Source organism: Devosia sp. (assembly GCF_965229025.1).
Lineage (GTDB): Bacteria > Pseudomonadota > Alphaproteobacteria > Rhizobiales > Devosiaceae > Devosia_A.
The window spans coordinates 21923-41713 of sequence record NZ_OZ245853.1 but is presented as its reverse complement, the minus strand read 5'-3'; the positions used below and the strand labels follow the sequence as shown (position 1 = coordinate 41713).

Genomic DNA, 19791 nt, shown 5'->3' with positions numbered 1-19791 from the left:
CCATGAGCAACGCCATCGAGATCACCCGAAACGGGCACCGCACTTTCTTCAAATGGCATCGGGGTCGTCGCTTCTTCGCTGACCCCGTGTTCACCGGCCGCCGGATCCTCGAGGGCATGGCACTGGGTGCCAGCGTTGAAGTAGATCTGGTGATCCATGCCGATCATGGCCTCGCGGTGCTCCACGACCTGATACTCGATGACGACACCACTGGCACCGGCAAGGTGCGCGAAACCAGCGCCGCCGTGCTGCGCACCCTGAACCTGCGCGACAATGCCGGGCAGCCGATCGCCGACAAGGTTATGTTGCTGGAGGATCTCGCAGCATTCCTCGTCGAAACGCCGCCGCACCCCGATGCCTTGCTGCAACTCGACTTCAAGGAGAACGCAGCAGCCCTCGACGCGGCGACCGTTGCGAACTTCGTTGCCGCAGTCGGTCCCGTTGCCCGCAACATGATCCTCAGCGCCGGCGATGCCGCAGCCGTCAAGCACCTGACTGACGCGACGCCGGGGCTCAAGGTCGGCTACGATCCCTGCCACGACGGAGCGCTTGAAGAGCTGGCCCGTACCCGCGATTTCACCGGCTTCGTTGCTGACGCCCTGCAGGCCTCGCCCCGTGCGGAAATGATCTATCTCGCCTACGAACTGGTGCTTGGCGCCGCGGACGCGGGCTTCGACATCGTCGCCGCCTTCCACGCTACCGGCAAACGCATCGATGCCTACACCATCAACCGCAGCAACGACGCTGGCGTGGCGATCGCCAACCGGCTGCTCGCACTTGCCGTCGATCAGATCACCACAGACGATCCTGAGGGGCTGTCTGCGGCGCTGGGCTGAGGCCAGAGTCCCGGCTCGCTGCTGCCGGACGAACATCTGTCAGATCAGCGACTTGGTACCACTTATCCCCGCCGCATCAGGCAATGCTATTGTGCTGTTGTTCTCCGCACGAGCGGCGGTCGCGACGAACGAACGGCGGGGAATATCGGGGGTCATGGGAGTCGTCCCATGGCGGGTCCCTGGCATGAGCAACCGACCGACTGGTCAGGTACCGTCCTGGTAACAGGTCGTGTAGAGCGCCAGCCAGTACGCTCCCTTTTGTCAGCGGGTCTCACAAAGACCTCGATCGGACCGGCGCGGCGACGGCCGTTCATATTGCGGACTACCCGCGTTGGCCCCAGCCGCGCCGGTCCCCGCTCGACCTGCCAAGTGGCAGGGCTCTTTGAAAACTCCGAAGCGTCATCGCTGTCGGACGCATCAGCACGCGCCGCGATCGGCAGATGGCGCACAATCTAGAGGTCCCCGGGTTAGCTCGCAGCATCAGGCTCCTTCATCGGCACGTCTTTGAGGTGCTCGATCAGGAAAGCGTGGGTCGCCCTGTTGGCAACAATCAGCGCGCCGGTCTGCTCATAAAACTCCGGTCCCCGGCCCCACCAGTCGGTGACGATGCCGCCCGCTTCCTCGACAAACAGGATACCCGCAGCCGTATCGACAAAGCCGGTTTCCTCGTAATAGCCGGTCAACCGCCCCATCGCCACGTAGGCGCAGGAATTGGCGGCGCTCCCTACAATGCGTACCGCACCAATCGGCGCCCGGATCGCGTCGAGACGCTGGTATGAGCCTGGATAGAGCGACAGCCCGGGCGTCGGCAGCCCGGTCCCCACGGTCATCAGCCCGATATCGACCTGCTGGCTCACCTGGAGCCGCTCGCCATTCATGAAGCTCCCCTGCCCTTTGATGGCGGTGAACATCTCATCGGCAGGCGGGTTGTAGAGCACGCCAGCAACCGTCGCGTTGCCGCGACGCAGCGCGATCGAGATCGTGTAGTGCATTCCGTTGATGAAGTTGGTCGTACCGTCGATCGGATCGACCAGCCAGCGATACTCCTGGTCGTCCTTGTCCACCGGGGGAAATTCCTCGCCGGTAAAACTCCAGTGGGGATAGCGCTCGAACAGGAACTTCCGGATCAGCAGTTCGGATTCCTTGTCCGCCTCCGACACGAAATCCGCCGGCCCCTTGATCCCGATCTCAAGCTCGCGAAATCGCTTGAAATAGCCAAGGGTCAGAGCCCCTGCCTCGCGGGCAATTGTCACCATATCGGCAAGGATAGTCTCGGTATCATACGGCATGAATCGGTCTCGTTTTAGTGCAACGAACTTACAGCACACCCCTGTGACGGCCTGAGGACGTCCGGACATTTTTGTGACGAAACATTGCTATCACGGCCACCGCAACATTGGGCAACCGCACACTACTAGCGAGGCAGGCGCGTTAAGAGCCGATTAACCAAACTGGCCACCCTCGTTAACAGGCCGATCCTCGGCTGACAGGAGGTCATTGATGTCTATCAGTGGCGTAGGTAGCGGCGCACAGTTCATGCGCAGCTTCCAGCCGCCCAGTTTCAGTTCCATCGATAGTGACTCGAGCGGGGCCATCTCGCTCGAAGAGTTGAAGTCGGGTGCGCCCGGCGGGGCCACGGACAGCAAGAGCGCAGAACGCGCAGAGCAGCTGTTCAAGGCCATGGATACCGACTCGAACGGTTCGGTTTCCAGCGACGAGAAGGACGCGTTTGACACCAAGCTCGAAGAGCAGCGTCAATCCATGCAGTTCATGACCCAGCTCATGGCTGGTGGCATGCAACCACCAAGCAACGACGACATCTTTGCGGCCACTGATACCGACGGTTCCGGATCAGTCAGCCTCGACGAATTCTCGTCCAGCGCTTCTGCATCTGACATGTCCACCGACGACATCAGTTCGCTGTTTTCGGCCATCGACAGCAATAGCGATGGCTCGATCACCTCTACCGAGTCTTCGGACTTTCTCGATACGCTCAAGAGCGCCATGGCCGACGGTCCGATGGGTGGCCCACCGCCCGGCGGTGGTCCGGGCGGTCCCGGTGGTCCGCCTCCGGGCGGCCCACCTCCGGACAAGAGTTCCGAGGACGAAGAGACCGACTCCAACTCGCTGGCGCTCGACCTGCTTACTGCGGCAAAATCCGCTTACAGCACCAAGACCCAGACCAGCGACGACCTGCTCACGACGCTTTCAAAGCTGTTCGATCAGGCCGCATGATCCTCGGTGGGGCGGTTCAGGCCGCCCCACCCGCCTGCTTGACTGGCGCGACCCTGAGCGTCACCAGTTGCACCAGCCCGCCTTCGGGGCGGTTGCGGATCTCGATCGTCCCGCCGAAGCGCTCGATGATCTCCCGGGCTATGGCCAAACCCAGCCCTGCGCCCTTGATGGTCTGCGTACGCGCCGGGCTGGCCCGGAAAAATGGTTCAAACACCTGCGGAATCAGCGCCTCGGGAATTCCTGGCCCGTCATCCTCAATGGTGATCCTCGCCTCTTCGGCCTCGGTCGCAAGGCCGACGCGGGCGCCGCCTCCATGCGTTGCAGCATTGGTGACAAGGTTGCGCAACGCCCGCCTCAGTGCCAACGGACCTGCGATCACCGTCGCCGGCACAACATGCTGCAGCACCACCGGCAGCTTGGCACCCGCAAGTTCTGCGGCGGTTTCCCGCACCAGCACATCCAGCTCAACCGGACCACGGTCCTCACCAGCACCCTCCTCCTTGACGAGGTGAATAGCGCTATCGGCGATCGCATCCAGCTCATCGAGATCCGTCAGCCAGCTGGCACGCTCCTCATCTGACAAGAACTCTGCCCTGAGCCGCATCCGCGTCATCGGCGTCCTTAGATCGTGCCCAGCCGCCGCCACCAGCCGCATCCGGCTCTCCATCGCCGCCTTGAGACGATCGGACAGGGCATTGAGAGCCGCCGCAGTCTGGCGCGCCTCGCCGGAGCCCACCTCGGGGGTATGCGGCAGGATACCGTCAGAACCCACCGATGCGATCGCATTTTCAAGGATCACAAAGGGGCGGGTTACCCGATGCGCCATGATCAGCGCCACCGCCACGACCCCGATCACCATCAGCACCAGCCAAGCCCCAAGGCCCCACCACAATTGCGGCGGCAGCGGCATGGGCTTCGGGAACGGATACAGGATCCAGCGCCCATCATCGAGCTTCAGTGCAGCGACCGGGTCACCCCCTTCGCCCAGATCAAGCACCTTGACCTCGTTGTCCTCGCCCTCACGGCTGAGGGCCTTCTGGAGCGCAACGGACAAGTCCGGTTTGACAGTAGCGGCCGGCAGGTCCTTGACGATCTCTTCGCGCGGTTTGCCTGGGAAGTCCCACGGCCGCTTTTCGCCCAGTGGGCTAGATCCCGGGCCATCGCCAATACTCGGCGGGGTCCGCCGCGCGTCTGGAGTCGAAGACTGCAGCAGGATGTCGGTGGTCATCACGATGTGGCGCGCCATCGGCGACATCAGCCTGTCGAACTCGCCAGTGTTGAGCACAAGGGCCGTCGCCAGCGTCGCCACGAGAACGACAGCAACGATCGAGGCAATCAGGATCAAGGCAATCTTTGCGCTGAGGCCGCGCATCAGTTGACCGGCTCGCTGTCGACCCGCACTGCCAGCTGATAGCCGCCATTGCGCACGGTCTTGAACAGCACGTCCTGCGTCGCCGCGCCGAGCTTGCGGCGTATGCGGCTCATCAGGACGTCGATGGAGCGGTCAAACGGCCCCGCCTCCCTGCCTTGGGTATGGTCGAGAAGCTGTTCCCGCGACAGCACCCGCCCCGGCCGGTCGAGAAACACCCGCAGCAACTCAAACTCGGCACCGGTGAGGTCCACGGCATCGCCGTTTTCCGCCGTCACCGAGCGTGACATCACGTCTGCAACAAGCCCCCCAAACCGATAGACGACCCCGGTCTGGACCGGCGCAGAAGACGTCCCTGCGGTGCGCCTGAGCACGGCGCGCATACGCGCCAGCAACTCGCGAGGACTAAACGGCTTGCCGATGTAGTCGTCGGCGCCGATTTCGAGACCAATGATCCGGTCGACCTCTTCCTTCAGCGCCGTCACCAGGATGATCGGCATTTGTGGGGCGCGCTGGCGCAGAAAGCGGCAGAGTTCGAGCCCGGACGCATCTGGCAAAAGCACATCGAGAACGACGATATCGAATTTCTCAGTGGCGATGCGCGCGTGAAATTCCCGGCCATCACCGGCCAGCGACACACGGAACCCCTGCTCTGTCAGATACCGGCCAAGCAGCTTCCGGATTTCCTGGTCATCATCCACCACAAGGGCATGCGGCAACGATGCCATGGCGCTGTCTTTCCTTCACGTCGCTGGGTCTTTGTGAACTCAAGGTGAGCACTAGGACAAATAATTGCCAGCCAGCAAAGAATTTTGTGACCCAGTATTGCCCCAGCGCCCGTGGCAACATTGAGCAACAGATCGCCGCACCCCTTGGTGCAGCGAGAGAGTCGAGCCCGACGCTAATAGGTGGCGCGGCCGCCCGACAGATCGAACACGGCGCCAGTGGTGAAGGAATTTTCCTCGGTAGCCAAAAACGCGATCATCGACGCCGCTTCGCTGAGCTCAAGCATGCGCCCACGGGGAATTTTGGCGAGGATCATCTTGAGGAAGTCCGGCGCCTGGCTCATCGCCATGGTCGTCTTGGCAACCGCAGGAGTCACCGCGTTCGCGGCAATATTGTAGGTCGCCAGTTCCTTGCCGAGCGACTTGGTCAGTGCCAGCACTCCGGCCTTGGTCGAGGAATACGCCGGAGCATTGGGGTTACCCTCCTTGCCGGCCACCGAACTCAGGTTGACGATGCGGCCATAGTTGGCAGCAATCATATGCGGCACGACCGAGCGGCAAACGAGGAACGTGCCCACGAGTCCGATATGGACCACATCCATGAACGCCTGGATCGGATATTCCCAGGTCGGGGCGTTGGGGCCGACAATGGCGGCGTTGTTGATCAGCACATCGATCCGCCCAAAGCGCTTCATCACTTCCGCTGTCGCGTGTTCCACCGAGCCGTTGTCGCCGATGTCGACATTGAGCGTCTGCACCTTGCTGGTCTTGCCGTGCTTGGCATCGAGCGCATCAAGTAATTTCTGGTCACGATCCCAGATCGACACTGACCCGCCATTGGCGAGCATGAGGTCAGCCACGGTAAGGCCGATGCCCTGGCCACCGCCTGTGATGATGGCGAGACGATTGGCAAAGTCATAGGTGTTCATCTGAAATGTCCGTGAATAAATGCAGGACAGGCGCCGGCCGGAGCCGGCGCCTGAGATCGGTTTAGAACGTGAAGTCGTCGATGTTCTTGGCGTCGAACGTCGTCAGGCCAGCCTGGGTATTGATCGAGTTGTTCGGATCAATGGTCTTGGTCCCGAGGTTCGGCACGTCAAAGGTGGCGCCAACTTCGTTCTTGATGGTGCCGCCAAGGACGCCAACGGCGAAGTGAGCCGCCAGCCAGCCTTCATTGTACGGCGACCAGAGCTGGAACGCCGTCACGGTGCCGTCCTTGACGAAATCGCGCATTTCGCTCGGCAGGCCGAGGCCCGTGACATGCACGGTCGAAGCGATACCACGCGACTGCACGACCTGAGCGGCAGCAGCGATACCAACGGTGGTCGGCGCGATCACGCCCTTGAGGTTCGGGAAGTTGGAGAGCAGCGCTTCCATTTCCGTGGTCGACTTCTCAGGCTGGTCGTCGCCATAGACGGTGGCAACCAGCTTCATCTTTGCGTACTTCGGATCGTTCTTGAGCGTGTCGTTCATGCCCACGATCCACTTGTTCTGGTCGGGGGCTTCAGTGGTAGCCGACAGAATGGCGATTTCGCCTTCATAGCCGATGAGCGAGCCAACCATTTCGACCTGGTCCGCTCCGACCTTGGTGAAGTCGGTAGGCAGGATCGTTGCGTCGCGATGGCTTTCATTGCCGGTGAGATCGCCGTTCACGGTCAGGACGAGAATGCCCTTGGCCTTGGCGGAATCGAGCACCTGGTTCAGCGCATCAGGGCTGTTCGGGGCAATGGCAATCACATTCACGCCACGCTGGATCTGCGCTTCGATGAACGGGATCTGCGAGGTCGCTTCAGCAGTAGCCGGAGCAACGAACTCGAACTCGCAGCCGAGCGACTTGCACGCATCCTGGAAACCGCCCGTGATGCTGTCGAAATACGGGTTGCCGGTGTTCTTGCCGATATAGACGATCTTGACCGGATCGGCTGCATAAGCGCCGGTAACAAGGGTCAAGCCGAAGGCGAGACCAGCTAGAAAAGTCCTCTTGAGCATTCATTCCTCCTGGTGGAGCCGGTTCTATCCGGCGGAATAGCCCGCTACCTCTGGGTGCGGGAATAGATGAGATTGGTGGCGATGATCGCAACGATGAGCAGTACGCCCAGAACGACCAGTTGAACTGCGGGTAGGACGTTGGCGACTGTCATGCCGGTCGAGACGATGACCAGCAGCCACGCCGCAAGGAACGTGCCGAGAATGCTGCCACGGCCCCCGAAGATGTAGGTGCCGCCCAGCATGGCCATCAGCACCATCTGCAGCTCGCCGCCGAGCCCCAGATCATAGCGCACCGATCCCAAACGCGACGCGGTCATCAGGCCCGCGACGGAGCTGAACAGCCCCATCAGCAGGAACAGCACAAACTTGATGCGCTTGGTGCGGATGCCGGCATAACGGGCTGCAACCTCGTTGGTGCCGATCTGGTAGAGCTGCCGCCCGTAGATGGTCGTGCCGAGCACCAGTCCTAAAAGAACAGACAGCACGATGAAGACAATCACCGGCACCGGCACGCCAAGCACCAGCACGTTGTTGATTCCGATGAACCAGTCCGGCACACGGATGGATTTGTCGCCGGCAAGCACCTGCGCGATGCCACGATAGAGCGTCAGCGTGCCGATCGTGACGATGATCGATGGGATCTCGAGGCGGATGACCATGAAGCCGTTGATGGCGCCCATCACCAAGCCAGAAACCAGCCCCACACCAATGGCGAGCGGCATGGGCAGGCCCTGCTGCTGTGCAAACGCAAACAGACACGCGGAAAGCGCCATATTGGCGGCCGGCGAGAGGTCGATCTCGCCCGAGATGATCACCATGGTGAGCACCAACGCCACGATGGCGAACTCGGCCGAGAGCGTGAAGCTCTTGAGGATGTAGGTGACATCGAGGAAATACGGCGAGAGGAGGCTGGCCGCAAACAGCGCCACGACCAGTAGCAGCAGCGTCATCGTTTCCGGACGGATAACGATCACCTGCCACATTGGCCTCGGCGGTGCGGCCTCGCGCGGCGAGACGGTCGCCGATGTTTCGGTCGCGCTCATGACCCAGCCCTCATGGTGAGACTGGCAATGCCCTGCCGCCGGACGGTCCGGTCGATCAGCAGCGCAATGAGGATCACCGCGCCATAGATAGCGTTCTGCGTGGTGCCGGGGATCCCAAGCAATGGCAGCGCCGCCGCCACACACCCGAGCAGCAGCACCCCGAGCACCGTGCCGAGCACCGTGCCGACGCCGCCATTGATCGACACCCCGCCTATCACCACCGCCGCAATGACCTGGAACTCGAAGCCTGAGCCGGTGTTGGACGGATTCACAAAGCCCCAGCGGCTGGCGTAGAGGATGCCAGCTAGCCCGGAAAGCGCGCCGGACAGAGTGAACACCAGCAATGTTACGCGATTGACTGCGATCCCGCGCAGCGGCGCCGCGACAGGGTTGGAGCCGAGAGCGAAGATCTGACGGCCCAGCCTCGTATGCATGACGAAAACATAGGTCAGTATGGCAATCCCAAAACTGATGAAGATGATCCACGGGATGCCAAGGATCGGCGAGGTCTGTGACATCGACTTGAGCGCCGAGGGCACGAACTGCCGGTCGATCTGCTTGGCATTGGAAATGATGTAGGTGAGGCCACGATAGAGGTTGAGCGTCCCCAGCGTCACGATGATCGCCGGCAGCCGGAACGCCGTGATCAGCGCACCATTGACCAGCCCGAGCAGCGCCCCAGTACCAATTGAAAGCACAAAGCCCAGCGGCCACCAGATGTCCGGGTAGAACTTGAACATCATGCCGGTGACCATGGCGGAGAACCCAAGGATCGATCCGATCGAGAGGTCGACGTGACGGGCAACGATCACCAGCATCTGACCCATCGCACCGATCAGGATCAGCGGCACGAGCAGCAGGATGATCCGCAGGCTGTCGAGCGTCAGGAACTGCGGCTTCTGCGAACCGACAGCGAGGCAAAACAGCACGATCATCACCGCAATGCCGGCTTCGCGACGCAGCAAAAGGAAGCGCAAGGCCTTCATGCCGCTACTCCCTGGCGCGGAACCGCGGCCTGCATGATCAACTCCTGTGTCGCTTCCGTACGGCTGAGGTCGGCGGTAAGCCGCCCCTCGGACATCACCAAAACACGGTCACAAAGCGCCAGCAGTTCCGGCAACTCAGACGAGATCAAGAGGATCGCCCGACCATCGGCTGCAAGTTGACCAATCATTTCGTAGAACTCGGCCTTCACCCCGATATCCACTCCGCGCGTGGGCTCGTCGAGAATGAGAATCTTGGGATCAGTCAGCAGCCAGCGGGCAAGGATCGCCTTCTGTTGGTTGCCGCCCGAAAGCTCCCCGATCGGCTGGCGCGCCGAAGCAAGGCGAATACGCAGTTTCTTGATCGAGTCTGCACCCAGTGCCTTTTCGACCGACCGGCGGATGACGCCACGCGGCGCAATCTTGCCGGGGATGGCAGCCGTGATGTTTTGCTCGACCGAGAGAGTGCGGAAAATGCCCGAGGCGGCCCGGTCTTCCGATACGAAGGCGAGGCCAAGCGCGATGGCATCGTCAGGGTCACGAATTTCGACCGACTTGCCCTCGACTTTGATTGTCCCACTCGCTGCAGGCACCACGCCAAACAGCGCCTGCGCCACATTGGTGCGCCCAGCGCCAACAAGGCCGCCAAGCCCGACAATTTCGCCCTTGCGAACTTCAAAACTGATGTCCTGGAACGTGCCGGGCAGCGACAGGCCATCAACCGACAAGGCAACCTCGCCCAGCGTCGCACCTTGCTTGTGCATGTACTCTTTCAACGGCCGCCCGATCATGCGGCGAATGATCTCCGCATCCGACAGGTCAGTGATCGCCGCCGTCTCGATCTTGTTGCCATCGCGAAAGATGGTGACCCTGTCACAAAGCGCGCGGACTTCCTCGAGGCGATGGCTGATGAAGACGATGGTCCGGCCCTCGTCGCGCAACCGCCGCGCGATGGTGAACAGCGTCGCAACCTCCTTGGGTGTCAGCGGCGCGGTGGGCTCATCCATGATGATCAACTGGCTATCGCTGTCGATGGCGCGCGCAATCTCGACCATCTGCTGGTCTGCAATCGAGAGTCCGCGCATCGGGCGCGTGACATTGATGCTGACCCCGAGTAGGTCCATCAGCCGGTTGGCGTTACGCGTCATGTCCGCCCATGGCACCCGCCCGAGCAGCGACCCGCCGGTGCGTCCGAGCACCAGATTCTCGGCTACCGAGAGATCGGGAAACGAAATCGGCTCCTGGTGGATCAATGAAATCCCGAGCTTCTGCGCCGCGATCGGGCTCGGAATCTGCACCTCTACGCCATTGAGGGTCAGCGTGCCGCGCGAAGGACGATGCACGCCGGCGAGGATCTTGGCGAAGGTCGACTTGCCCGCTCCGTTCTCCCCCAAAAGCGCATGGATCTCGCCCTTCCTGAGGTCCAGATCAACATCTCGCAGCACTTCGATCGAAGCGAACTGCTTGGAAATGCCGCGCGCTGAAATCAGCGGCGCCTGTGCATCGATGCCGGAGTTCGCAGCCATCGGGCTCAGTTCCCCGCGCCGGGAACAGGCGCCTGGCTGTCGATCAGCCCCTGTGCCTTGAGGTCGGACCAGAAGGCGGCCGGAATTGCTGCCTGGAGTGACGCGATGTTCTGTACCACCTCTTCCGGCCGGGCCGCGCCGGGAATGACCGAAGCAACTATCGGGTGCGCCAGCACGAACTGCAGCGCCGCTGCCGGCAGAGCGACCTTGTGCGCCGCGCACACCGCTTCAATGCCGCGGACCTTCGCCTGGATTTCCGGCGAAGCCGTACCGTAGGCGTAGTGCGCTGGGCCCGAAGAGCCCGTAACCAGAATGCCCGAGGCAAACGGAGCGCCGATGATCACAGAAATGCCGCGCTTCTGGCACGTCGCCATTCCGGCATGAAGGCTCGCCTGATCGAGCAAAGTGTAGGGCATGGCCACAAGGCAGAAGTCGAGGTCGACCAGCGTCGCGGTGTTTTCCAGCGCCGCGTTGTTGTTGATGCCCATGCCATAGGCCTGGATGTCGCCGGATTTCTTCAGCTCCTCGAGCGCCTTGATCCCGCCGCCGACCAGCTGCTTTTCGTATCCGGCCTGCTTGTCGAGGTGAAAGCCCGCATCAAGGTCGTGGATCACCAGCGCGTCCACAGTGTCGAGCGCCAGCCGCTGCAGCGCCTGCTCGTACGATCGCATGATGCCGTCATAGGAATAGTCGAAATTGACCTCGAAATTCAGCCCACCCACCCACGGTGAGCGATCAAAATTCGACGGGTCCTTCGGCCGATGCAGCGTGCGGCCAACCTTGGTGGTAATCTGGAAACTGCCGCGGTCCATGGTACGCAGGAATCCGCCGAGCCGGTGCTCAGAGAGACCGCGGCCATACCAGGGCGCGGTGTCGTAGTAGCGCACACCAGCATCCCACGCCGCGTCCAGAGTGGCGCGCGAGTGCGCCTCGTCGACCTTACCGTAAAGTTCGCCGAGATGCGCACTGCCAAAGCCGAAAACCGGCAGTTCCAGCGCAGTCGACGCAATCCGGCGGCGTGTCGCAAGAGTGATAGTCACCTTCAGAGCCTCTCCCAAAGTCCCTTGGCGGATTGATCCGCTCTCAGCCTTGGTCGCAACTTGTCAGACAAAAATTAGTTTGACAAGTTTTTCTCTTCTGGCCAAACCTGCCACTCGTGCGGAACCGTCAGAGCACATGACGGACTGCGTGGGAGACAGCGCCATGCCCGATTTTCCGATCATCGACACGCACCTGCACATCTTCGAGCACGGCCGGCTAAAATACACTGGCTTTGAGGGCAACCCGCTGTTCGCACGGGATTATCACGTCGAAGATTACGCCCGCGATCTGGGCGGTCTGGACGTCGAAGCCATGGTGTTTCTGGAGTGTTACGCCGACTTCACCCCGACGGGTGGCCAGTACATCGAAGAGATCAAATTCGTTGAGGATGAGGCCAAGCGCGATCCGCGCATCAAGGCCATCGTACCCATGGCACCCCTCGAATGGGGCCATCGCGTGGAGCCCTTGCTGGCGCAGATGGCTGAGCAGCACCCCACCGTGCGCGGCATCCGCCGTATCGTGGAATTCGATGCCGATCCCCGCGCCCTCACCCTCAGCCCGGCATTCATAGACGGCGTGAACCTCCTCGAAAAATTCGGCTACCACTTCGAGATCAACGTCAACTACACGCAGATGGACATCGTCCGCGAGTTCGTCCGACACATCCCCAACGTGCCATTGATCCTCGATCATTGCGGCAAGCCCGGCATCAAGGCGGGCGCCATCGCGCAGTACCGCGACGACATCCACGAACTGGCCCAGCACCCCAATTTCTGGATCAAGCTCTCCGATCTCCCGGTCGAGGCCGACAAACAGCGCTGGACCGAGGCTGACCTCCGCCCGTTCATTGCGTCAACGATCGAGACGTTCGGCCCAGACCGCATCATCTTCGCCGGCGACTACCCCGTATGCCTCCAGGCCACGACCATGCCGCGCTGGGTCGAAGTGCTCGACAACGCCTTTGCCGATCTGGGTCTTAGCGAGACCGACACGCGCAAGATCTACCGCGACAACGCCAACGCCTTCTACCGCCTCAGTCTTTAGGGCACCGCACCATGAGCAAGACGGCCAGTGACATGAAAGGCGACGCTGCCCTCGCAGCAGGCAATACCATCGCTGAACTCATGGCCGAGGGCCGGGAGACACCCGCCAAGGACTTTGGCGGCGGCACTCTGGAGCGGCGCTCAATCGCTGAACAGGTCGCCAACCGCATCTTGTCGATGATCAAGTCAGGTAACCTCAAGACTGGTGACCGCCTGCCGACCGAACAGCAGATGGGCATCGCATTCGGTATCTCCCGCCCACCGCTCCGTGAGGCCTTGAAGGCGCTGACCCTTATGGGGGTGCTGGCGAGCCGGCAGGGCGGCCGCTACACGGTGACAGACCTCTCCCCCAGCCGCCTCGTCGCCCCGTTCAACACCATGCTCGCGGTGGCTGACTATGACGTTCACCAGCAGTTTGAAGCTCGAACTGTAGTCGATCTCGAACTGGTTCGGCTTTGCGCGGAACGGGCCTCCCCAGAGCAGCGCCAGCGTATCCTCAAGCTCGCCGTCGATGGCCACGCCTTCGAGGGTGACCCGGTCGCCTTTCGCCTTCTCGATATCGAATTTCACCAGGCGATCAACACTGGTGCGGGCAACGCGCTATTGGCTGCGCTGGCCCAGGGACTCTACGACCTCGGCCTCGACGTCAGGCGCCTCGCCAGCGAGATGCCTGGCGTCATCGTCAAGAGCGTCGGCCAGCACGTGGCGGTTGCTCAGGCGATCAAGACAGGTGACGCAGCGGCCGCAGTGGCTGCCTATCGCAGCCATCTCGAGCACGTGCGCGACACCACTATTCAATCCAAGTCCATGGCCAGCCGGCCGCAGTGAGGGGACCCATGTCCGAACGCATCGCTTTTCGCATGAACCTCAATCCAGGCCAGGCGGCCGAGTACGAGAAGCGCCACGACGAGATTTTCCCCGAACTCGCCAATGCCCTCAAGGATGCTGGCGTGTCCGACTACACCATCTGGCATGATCCAGAGAGCAACCACCTGTTCGGCATCCTGACCCGCACCGACAACCACACTATGGCCAAGCTCCCCGATACCGAGATCATGAAACGCTGGTGGAAACACATGGCGGATGTGATGGAGACAGACGCCAACAATGTCCCCACCCAGGTGCCGCTGAAGCGCGTGTTCTTTCTGCCATGAGCACAGCGTTCCGCATCAAGGACGTCCGCGTCTTCACCCTTGCGCCCAGTTCCAAAGCTGGGACCTATTTCGACCAAGGCACATCAAGCCACTGGCTGGTGGATTCCCTGATCTCCAATCCAATGTCGGGCTATCCGAAATATCGCGATAAGCGCTCCAGCTGGGGCATCGGTGTGCTCGGCGCTCTTGTGGTCGAAATCGAAACCGAAGACGGCACAGTCGGTGTCGCCACAGGCTCCGGCGGGGCGCCCGCAGCCTGGATGGTGAAGCACCACTTCGCCCGCTTCCTCATTGGGGAGGATGCCCGCAACGTCAACATGATCTGGGATCAGCTGTATCGTTCGTCGCTGCCCTACGGCCGCAAGGGCCTGCCCATCATGGCGATCAGCGCGGTCGACCTGGCGCTGTGGGACCTGATCGGCAAGGTGCGCAAGGAGCCCGTCTATAACCTGATTGGCGGCCTCAGCCGAGACGAGATCACCTTCTATTGCACCGGCCCCGAGCCCACCGCCATCAAGGCACTCGGCTTCTGGGGCGCCAAGGTCCCCCTGCCCCATTCCCATTTCGAGGGCGAAGAGGGTCTCGTCAAGAACGTCGAATTTCTTGCTCGGCACCGGCAGGCCGTCGGCCCCGATTTCCCTCTGATGGTCGACTGCTATATGTCGCTCACGGCCAACTACGCCATCCGGCTCGCCGAAGCTGCAAAGCACCTCAATATCCACTGGTGGGAAGAGGTCCTGTCCCCCGAAGACGTCGAGGGCTTCCGCGAAATCAAGCGCGCCCACCCCTACGTCAAGTGGACCACCGGTGAGCACGAATATACCCGCTATGGCTTCCGCCGACTAATCGAGGAGCGCACGCTTGATATCGTGCAGCCAGACGTGATGTGGGTCGGTGGCATGACCGAACTGCTCAAGATCGCGGCCCACGCCTCGGCTTACGACATCCCGGTCGTGCCACATGGCAGCGGACCCTATTCCTACCAGTTCATCGCCAGCCAGACCGGCCCTGCCTTCTGCGAATATGTGGCAGCAAGCGCCGACGGTAAAACTATCCAGCCGGTATTCGGCAGCCTGTTTGAAGGCGAGCAGATGCCGAAAGACGGCAAGCTAAAACTCTCAAATGCACCAGGTTTTGGCATGGAACTGGCTGACCGGAGCATGCTGGCCCCGGTCGCCTGACAGTAATGAGCTAGCCCTTTACGGCGCCGCCCGTCAGCCCCGAGATGATGAAGCGCTGTGCCAGGAGAAAGAACGCGATCGCTGGTAGGATCGACAGCGTCAGGAACGCTAGAATGCGCGGCCAGTCAGAGCCGTACTGCCCCTGGAACTGCATGATACCCAAGGGCCACGTATACTTGTCGTCCGAGTTGAGCGCGATCAGCGGCAGAAGGAAATTGTTCCAGCTGCCGACGAAGTTGAACACGCCAACCGTCGCGATTATCGGCAGGCAGAGCGGCAGCGTCACGTACCAGTAGATGCGGACATAACCGCAATTGTCGAGCCGCGCCGCATCGATCAGTTCCTTGGGCAACTCCTTGAAAAAGTTATGGAACAGCAGCACCGAGAACGAGATCGAGAACGCCACCTGCACGATGATGATGCCAAGATGGCTGTCGAGCAGGCCCAGATCGCGCATCTTGATGAAGAGCGGCAGGATCGCTGTGGCAGATGGGAACAACAGTCCAAGCATCAAATAGCTCATCAAAAACTTCGAGCCGAAGAACTTGATATGCGCGAAGGCAAACGCGGTCATCGACGCGAGGAGGGTGGAGAGCACTACCGAGCCGACCGCAATCAGCAGCGAATTTCCCAGTGAGCGGAAATAGCTCGGACCACCGAGGATTTCGGCAAATCGCACCGGATCCCAGCTCGCGGGCAGCCCGAAGGCGTTCACCCGCAACTCGCCAATCTCTTTAAAGCCGCCCAGAGCCGTTGTGTAGAACGGCACGATCACGAAAGCCGCAATGATCAGCAGTGTCGCCCACTGAAACGTCGAGATGGCGGGCTTGCGCTTGCGACGAACGGTGCTGGCCATCAGTTCTGCTCCACGCGGAAGAGGATGCGGCGGTAAGCAAGCGCCACCAGCACGCAGGCGAAAAACAGGATCACGCTGACCGCGCCACCAAAGCCCAGTTTCATGCGCAGGATGCCGAACTGGTAGAGGAAGGTAACAATGGTGTGGCTGGTGTGCGACGGCCCGCCATTGGTGAGCGGGATGATGATGTCGAACAGTTGCAACGCGCCGGTGATGGCAAAAAACACCGAAATGACGATGGCCGACCGCACCATTGGCAGCTTGATATGGCGGACGATCTGCCACTTCTTGACGCCGTCGAGCCGCGCCGCCTCAATCACCTCAGCAGGAATGGACTGCAGGCCGGCGATGTAGATCATCATGTGAAAGCCGAAATACTTCCAGGTGATGACCAGCATGATGGCCGGGATCACCCAGAATTTGTCGGCGAGAACGAACGGCATCTGCACGCCCAGCGCGTCGCCCACAATCGGCAGCAGGCCGTAATTTCCGTCATAGACGAATTTCCAGATCAGGCCAGCCGCGACCTCTGCCAGCATGAACGGCACAAAAAAGATGGTTCGCAGCACATTGATACTGACGCCGCGCTCCGAAAGCGCGAGCGCCGCCCACATAGCGAGCGGCAATTGGACCAGGAGCGAAACCGCCACGACAATTAGGCTGTTGCGCACGGCAGTGCCAAAGTTCCGGTGCGTCAGCACATCCGCATAATTGTCGAGCCCGACGAAGTTGGCGATCGGGCCGTACCCATTCCAGTTGAAGAAGGAAAAGGTCGCCGCATCCACCATCGGCAACACGACAAAGACCGTGAATAGGATCAGGGACGGCGGCAGAAAGATCAGCAGCGGCACAAGGCTCCTGCGCTCCATGTATCGGCGCCGGCGCATCGGTTTTGCCAATGGGACCACGGTGCTGCTTGCGGCTGCGCTGGTCATCACGATTCCTGCCTTGTGGAAGCGGTGGGCAGCAGATGTGCGGCCCACCGCGACTAACGGGATTTCCGTCCGGGATAGCGCCCGAACCGGTCCTTACTTGCTGTCGACAGCGTCCTTGACCTGCTGGGCAGCATCGGCAGCACTGATCGAATTGGAAGCGAGTTCTGCCGACACGTCGTTCACGACACCGCCCACCGCAGGCCCGAGAGCCTGGTCGAAGAAGAGTGCGTGCCAGTGAGCCTTGTTGATGTCTTGGGCCACCTGCACCTTGAACGGGTTGGTCATTCCATCAGCTGCCCCGGCCACGATCGGGATATAGAAGTTGGCGTTGGCGAACCTCTCCTGAACGGGCTTGGCATTGTACCACTCGATGAACTTGACCGCGTCATCGGAGGCATTCTTGCTGAAAAGGTAACCCGAAAGGCCACCCAGCGTATCGGTCGGATCGCCCTTGCCACCTTCGATGGTGGGGAACGGAAGAATGCCGAGCTGATCGTCCGGAATGCCTTTCTTGGTGGCCGAGTTGTCCTTCATGGCGCCGTAGTCCCAGTCGCCCATCAGGTGCATCGCGGCCTTGCCGTCGCCGAAGTAGCCCGAGGCATCGCCATAAGTTGCCGCTTCAAAACCCTGCTGCCAGGGATCGAGAGCCGCCAACTGCAGGAACAGTTCGCCAGCCTTGACGAAGTCCGGGCCAGCAAAGCCATCGCCTTCACCCTTGGCTGCAGCGTTGAAGCCATCCTGGCCGGCCAGCCGAACGACCAGCTTGCTCCACCAGAAGTGCGCCGGCCACCGGTCCTTTGCTCCAAGGGCAAGCGGGGTGATCCCGGCATCCTTGAACTTTTTGACCGCAGCTAGGAAACCGTCCCAGGTCTGGAGGCTCGCCGGGTCAACGCCAGCCTGTGTGAACAACGCCTTGTTGTACCAGAGGATGACTTCTGAGACGTCGCGAGCGATGCCGTAGATATGGCCATCGGGCGCGGTGAAGGCGGAAACGCCCGCCGTACCCTGCGCGTCCTTGGCTTCCTGGCTGAGGACGCCTTCGATCGGACGCAGCACACCTGCCGCGGCCTGTTCGTAGAACACGCCGCCGCCCCACGAATGGAACACATCAGGCGCGTCGGATGACTGTAGCAGGGTGGTGAGCTTGGCCTTGAATGCCTCGTTCTCGAGGAAGGGCAGCTCGATTTTCACACCCGGATTGGCGGCTTCATATTCCTTCACCGCCGCGTTCATCAGCGCCACTTCCTCTGGGATGGACGCGATGTTGAGATATTTGACCACAGTCTGGGCCTGCACCGGCGCGAGCGCCATCAGACCGAGCATTGCGGCAAGCGCAATTCGCTTCATGGTTTCCTCCTGATCCTCATGCGGCCACCTGAAACCGGTGTGGAATCCTCCCTGGCCGCTACGGCAAAATCCGGACCCCTCCGTATTCGCCGCTTGCTACTTTTTACGCATCCCTTATTTAAGGCGCAAGAGGCACGCACCTCAGGCTGTCGATTTTCTTGGAGGCGAAGAAAGTTTTCGGCATAAGTATCTGTGATTTCAGTATTTTTACTGAACTCGCTGTGAAAATCACGCAGCCCGTGATTGCCTTTCGTGCCGAACCCAAACTAAATTGTCGCCATGCCGTTCGACTGGAGCCTGACTTGGTCGTCAAAATCGCGGACCCGCTACTGATGCGGGAAATCAACAAATACCACGTGCTGGAGACCATTCGGTGCCACGGTGAGATTTCGCGCGTCGAGATCTCTGAGCGGACCGAGTTGAGCGGCACCACGGTCTCCGCGATCACCGGCGCGCTGATTGAAGAAGGCCTGATCGAAGCGCGGCACACCGAGCCCACCGCCGAGGCGCAGCGCGGCCGGCCTCGGGTGCTGCTGGGGCTGGTCCGCACGGCAGCCTATGTGCTCGGGATCAAGATCTCCGAGGCGATGACCACGGTCACAATTGTCGATTTCCGCGGTGACGTGATCGCTGCGGTGCAACTGCCAATTCGCCTCGCCCGCCAGCCCATCGAAGTCATTGTCGACCTCATCGAGGACGGTATCGACGATTGTATTCGCAAGGCCGGCGTCGATCGCAGCAAGATCAGGGGCATCGGCATTGGCGTTCCGGGAATTGTCGACCCACGCTCGGGCCGCAGCTACGCCAGTTCCGTTTTCGGGGAGCGCGAAGTCCCCATCGGCGCGCTCCTGCAGGAACGAACCGGGCTGCCAGTCAAACTCGAAAAGCCCGCAAACCTCCTCGCCCTGGCGGAAAGCTGGTTCGGCTACGCGCAGCGAGACGCCACCTTCGGGGTCGTGCTGCTGGACCAGACGGCAAGCCTTGGCCTCTGGATCGAAGACGACATCCATCGCGGCTCCAGCACGCTGGGACCGGCATTGGGGCATATCAAGGTCGGCAGCGAGGGGATCGCCTGCGAGTGCGGCCAGACTGATTGCCTAAACGCCCATGTCGGACAGGCCGCCATCCGCCGCCAAATGCAACAGACCCTGGGCGGGGACATCATCGCCTCCCCTGCCGGTCAGGCTGACCTTCTTGGCCTATTGGCCGATATCGCGGCGACCGGAGATGCTCGAGCTCAGAACTTGATTGACGGTCACGCCAACAAACTCGGCCTCGCCGTTTCGCACATCATCAATCTGATCAACCCAGGCAAGATCATCATTGCCGTGGAGTCGCCGCGCTACGCTGAGGCCATCGCCGCCCCGCTTCGGGCCGTCGCAGAAGTCAACAGCTTTCGGCCACACTTTGCGGCAACCGAACTGATCTTCCATAGCCTCGACGACCAACTTTGGGCCCGTGGCGCCGCCGCTTTGATGCTGCGCGACGTCTATAGCGCGCCCTGGACCACAACATATTAGGAGGACTG

19 protein-coding genes are annotated in these 19791 nt (G+C 61.3%); 7 read left to right on the top strand and 12 right to left on the bottom strand.

All coding sequences use genetic code 11. From position 1 onward, the window contains the following. The first annotated feature begins 2 nt into the window (after positions 1-2). Positions 3-836 (top strand): glycerophosphodiester phosphodiesterase, encoded by an 834-nt coding sequence (locus ACO06J_RS00215; protein ID WP_421758688.1) that lies wholly within the window; start codon positions 3-5, stop codon positions 834-836. A gap of 467 nt (positions 837-1303) precedes the next feature. Here the strand turns inward: ACO06J_RS00215 and ACO06J_RS00210 are convergent, their stop codons facing one another. Beyond that, on the bottom strand, positions 1304-2125 hold the full coding sequence (locus tag ACO06J_RS00210) for an inositol monophosphatase family protein (RefSeq protein WP_421758687.1): 822 nt from the start codon (positions 2123-2125) through the stop codon (positions 1304-1306). A 211-nt stretch (positions 2126-2336) separates the two neighbouring features. Between ACO06J_RS00210 and ACO06J_RS00205 the strand changes: the two genes are divergently transcribed. Next, positions 2337-3071 carry an EF-hand domain-containing protein gene (locus ACO06J_RS00205; protein ID WP_421758686.1) on the top strand — a complete coding sequence of 245 codons (735 nt, stop codon included), beginning with the start codon at positions 2337-2339 and terminating at the stop codon, positions 3069-3071. 16 nt (positions 3072-3087) lie between these two features. Here the strand turns inward: ACO06J_RS00205 and ACO06J_RS00200 are convergent, their stop codons facing one another. From ACO06J_RS00200 to ACO06J_RS00165, 8 genes are all read right to left on the bottom strand, one after another. Beyond that, on the bottom strand, positions 3088-4443 hold the full coding sequence (locus ACO06J_RS00200; protein ID WP_421758685.1) for an ATP-binding protein: 1356 nt from the start codon (positions 4441-4443) through the stop codon (positions 3088-3090). After that, positions 4443-5168 carry a response regulator transcription factor gene (locus ACO06J_RS00195; protein WP_421758684.1) on the bottom strand — a complete coding sequence of 242 codons (726 nt, stop codon included), beginning with the start codon at positions 5166-5168 and terminating at the stop codon, positions 4443-4445. The genes ACO06J_RS00200 and ACO06J_RS00195 overlap by 1 nt, the downstream gene beginning before the upstream one ends. A 173-nt stretch (positions 5169-5341) precedes the next feature. Continuing rightward, positions 5342-6094, bottom strand: a complete 753-nt coding sequence (locus tag ACO06J_RS00190; RefSeq protein ID WP_421758683.1) for an SDR family NAD(P)-dependent oxidoreductase — start codon at positions 6092-6094, stop codon at positions 5342-5344. 61 nt (positions 6095-6155) lie between these two features. Continuing rightward, the gene (locus tag ACO06J_RS00185; protein ID WP_421758682.1) at positions 6156-7154 is read right to left on the bottom strand and encodes a substrate-binding domain-containing protein; all 999 of its coding nucleotides are present in this window, start codon (positions 7152-7154) and stop codon (positions 6156-6158) included. A 44-nt stretch (positions 7155-7198) separates the two neighbouring features. Then, complete coding sequence (locus ACO06J_RS00180; RefSeq protein ID WP_421758681.1) at positions 7199-8197, bottom strand: ABC transporter permease; 999 nt, start codon at positions 8195-8197, stop codon at positions 7199-7201. Next, a complete protein-coding gene (locus ACO06J_RS00175) occupies positions 8194-9183 on the bottom strand; it encodes an ABC transporter permease (protein ID WP_421758680.1) in 990 nt (329 codons plus the stop codon). The genes ACO06J_RS00180 and ACO06J_RS00175 overlap by 4 nt, the downstream gene beginning before the upstream one ends. Further along, on the bottom strand, positions 9180-10706 hold the full coding sequence (locus ACO06J_RS00170) for a sugar ABC transporter ATP-binding protein (protein WP_421758679.1): 1527 nt from the start codon (positions 10704-10706) through the stop codon (positions 9180-9182). Before ACO06J_RS00170 ends, ACO06J_RS00175 begins: the two co-directional genes overlap by 4 nt. A 5-nt stretch (positions 10707-10711) precedes the next feature. Beyond that, positions 10712-11746 carry an aldo/keto reductase gene (locus ACO06J_RS00165; RefSeq protein ID WP_421758678.1) on the bottom strand — a complete coding sequence of 345 codons (1035 nt, stop codon included), beginning with the start codon at positions 11744-11746 and terminating at the stop codon, positions 10712-10714. A gap of 163 nt (positions 11747-11909) precedes the next feature. Between ACO06J_RS00165 and ACO06J_RS00160 the strand changes: the two genes are divergently transcribed. From ACO06J_RS00160 to rhmD, 4 genes are read left to right on the top strand one after another with little or no spacing between them, the layout of a single operon-like run. Further along, a complete protein-coding gene (locus tag ACO06J_RS00160; protein WP_421758677.1) occupies positions 11910-12791 on the top strand; it encodes an amidohydrolase family protein in 882 nt (293 codons plus the stop codon). Positions 12792-12802: 11 nt separating this feature from the next. Continuing rightward, positions 12803-13618 carry a FadR/GntR family transcriptional regulator gene (locus ACO06J_RS00155; protein WP_421758676.1) on the top strand — a complete coding sequence of 272 codons (816 nt, stop codon included), beginning with the start codon at positions 12803-12805 and terminating at the stop codon, positions 13616-13618. 8 nt (positions 13619-13626) lie between these two features. Further along, positions 13627-13944 carry an L-rhamnose mutarotase gene (gene rhaM / locus ACO06J_RS00150; protein WP_421758675.1) on the top strand — a complete coding sequence of 106 codons (318 nt, stop codon included), beginning with the start codon at positions 13627-13629 and terminating at the stop codon, positions 13942-13944. Beyond that, the gene (rhmD, locus tag ACO06J_RS00145) at positions 13941-15125 is read left to right on the top strand and encodes an L-rhamnonate dehydratase (protein ID WP_421758674.1); all 1185 of its coding nucleotides are present in this window, start codon (positions 13941-13943) and stop codon (positions 15123-15125) included. The genes rhaM and rhmD overlap by 4 nt, the downstream gene beginning before the upstream one ends. A gap of 10 nt (positions 15126-15135) precedes the next feature. On the opposite strand, the gene ACO06J_RS00140 is transcribed toward rhmD, so the two are convergent. The 3 genes from ACO06J_RS00140 to ACO06J_RS00130 form a co-directional block, all read right to left on the bottom strand. Next, entirely contained in the window at positions 15136-15981 is an 846-nt protein-coding gene (locus ACO06J_RS00140; protein ID WP_421758673.1) for a carbohydrate ABC transporter permease, read from the bottom strand. Further along, a complete protein-coding gene (locus ACO06J_RS00135) occupies positions 15981-16916 on the bottom strand; it encodes a carbohydrate ABC transporter permease (protein ID WP_421758672.1) in 936 nt (311 codons plus the stop codon). Before ACO06J_RS00135 ends, ACO06J_RS00140 begins: the two co-directional genes overlap by 1 nt. A gap of 93 nt (positions 16917-17009) precedes the next feature. Then, positions 17010-18263, bottom strand: coding sequence for an extracellular solute-binding protein (locus ACO06J_RS00130; RefSeq protein WP_421758671.1), 1254 nt, complete (start codon positions 18261-18263; stop codon positions 17010-17012). A gap of 302 nt (positions 18264-18565) precedes the next feature. Between ACO06J_RS00130 and ACO06J_RS00125 the strand changes: the two genes are divergently transcribed. Continuing rightward, on the top strand, positions 18566-19783 hold the full coding sequence (locus ACO06J_RS00125) for an ROK family transcriptional regulator (protein ID WP_421758670.1): 1218 nt from the start codon (positions 18566-18568) through the stop codon (positions 19781-19783). The last annotated feature ends 8 nt before the right edge of the window (positions 19784-19791 follow it).

Excerpts from the sequence above, each read along its gene's own strand:
- ACO06J_RS00205 (WP_421758686.1), top strand. The coding sequence starts at position 2,337 with ATGTCTATCAGTGGCGTAGGTAGCGGCGCACAGTTCATGCGCAGCTTC.
- ACO06J_RS00185 (WP_421758682.1), bottom strand. The coding sequence starts at position 7,154 with ATGCTCAAGAGGACTTTTCTAGCTGGTCTCGCCTTCGGCTTGACCCTT.
- ACO06J_RS00195 (WP_421758684.1), bottom strand. The coding sequence starts at position 5,168 with ATGGCATCGTTGCCGCATGCCCTTGTGGTGGATGATGACCAGGAAATC.
- rhaM (WP_421758675.1), top strand. The coding sequence starts at position 13,627 with ATGTCCGAACGCATCGCTTTTCGCATGAACCTCAATCCAGGCCAGGCG.
- ACO06J_RS00135 (WP_421758672.1), bottom strand. The coding sequence starts at position 16,916 with ATGACCAGCGCAGCCGCAAGCAGCACCGTGGTCCCATTGGCAAAACCG.
- ACO06J_RS00210 (WP_421758687.1), bottom strand. The coding sequence starts at position 2,125 with ATGCCGTATGATACCGAGACTATCCTTGCCGATATGGTGACAATTGCC.
- ACO06J_RS00180 (WP_421758681.1), bottom strand. The coding sequence starts at position 8,197 with ATGAGCGCGACCGAAACATCGGCGACCGTCTCGCCGCGCGAGGCCGCA.
- ACO06J_RS00160 (WP_421758677.1), top strand. The coding sequence starts at position 11,910 with ATGCCCGATTTTCCGATCATCGACACGCACCTGCACATCTTCGAGCAC.
- ACO06J_RS00215 (WP_421758688.1), top strand. The coding sequence starts at position 3 with ATGAGCAACGCCATCGAGATCACCCGAAACGGGCACCGCACTTTCTTC.
- ACO06J_RS00170 (WP_421758679.1), bottom strand. The coding sequence starts at position 10,706 with ATGGCTGCGAACTCCGGCATCGATGCACAGGCGCCGCTGATTTCAGCG.
- ACO06J_RS00175 (WP_421758680.1), bottom strand. The coding sequence starts at position 9,183 with ATGAAGGCCTTGCGCTTCCTTTTGCTGCGTCGCGAAGCCGGCATTGCG.
- ACO06J_RS00190 (WP_421758683.1), bottom strand. The coding sequence starts at position 6,094 with ATGAACACCTATGACTTTGCCAATCGTCTCGCCATCATCACAGGCGGT.
- ACO06J_RS00130 (WP_421758671.1), bottom strand. The coding sequence starts at position 18,263 with ATGAAGCGAATTGCGCTTGCCGCAATGCTCGGTCTGATGGCGCTCGCG.
- rhmD (WP_421758674.1), top strand. The coding sequence starts at position 13,941 with ATGAGCACAGCGTTCCGCATCAAGGACGTCCGCGTCTTCACCCTTGCG.
- ACO06J_RS00155 (WP_421758676.1), top strand. The coding sequence starts at position 12,803 with ATGAGCAAGACGGCCAGTGACATGAAAGGCGACGCTGCCCTCGCAGCA.
- ACO06J_RS00200 (WP_421758685.1), bottom strand. The coding sequence starts at position 4,443 with ATGCGCGGCCTCAGCGCAAAGATTGCCTTGATCCTGATTGCCTCGATC.
- ACO06J_RS00140 (WP_421758673.1), bottom strand. The coding sequence starts at position 15,981 with ATGGCCAGCACCGTTCGTCGCAAGCGCAAGCCCGCCATCTCGACGTTT.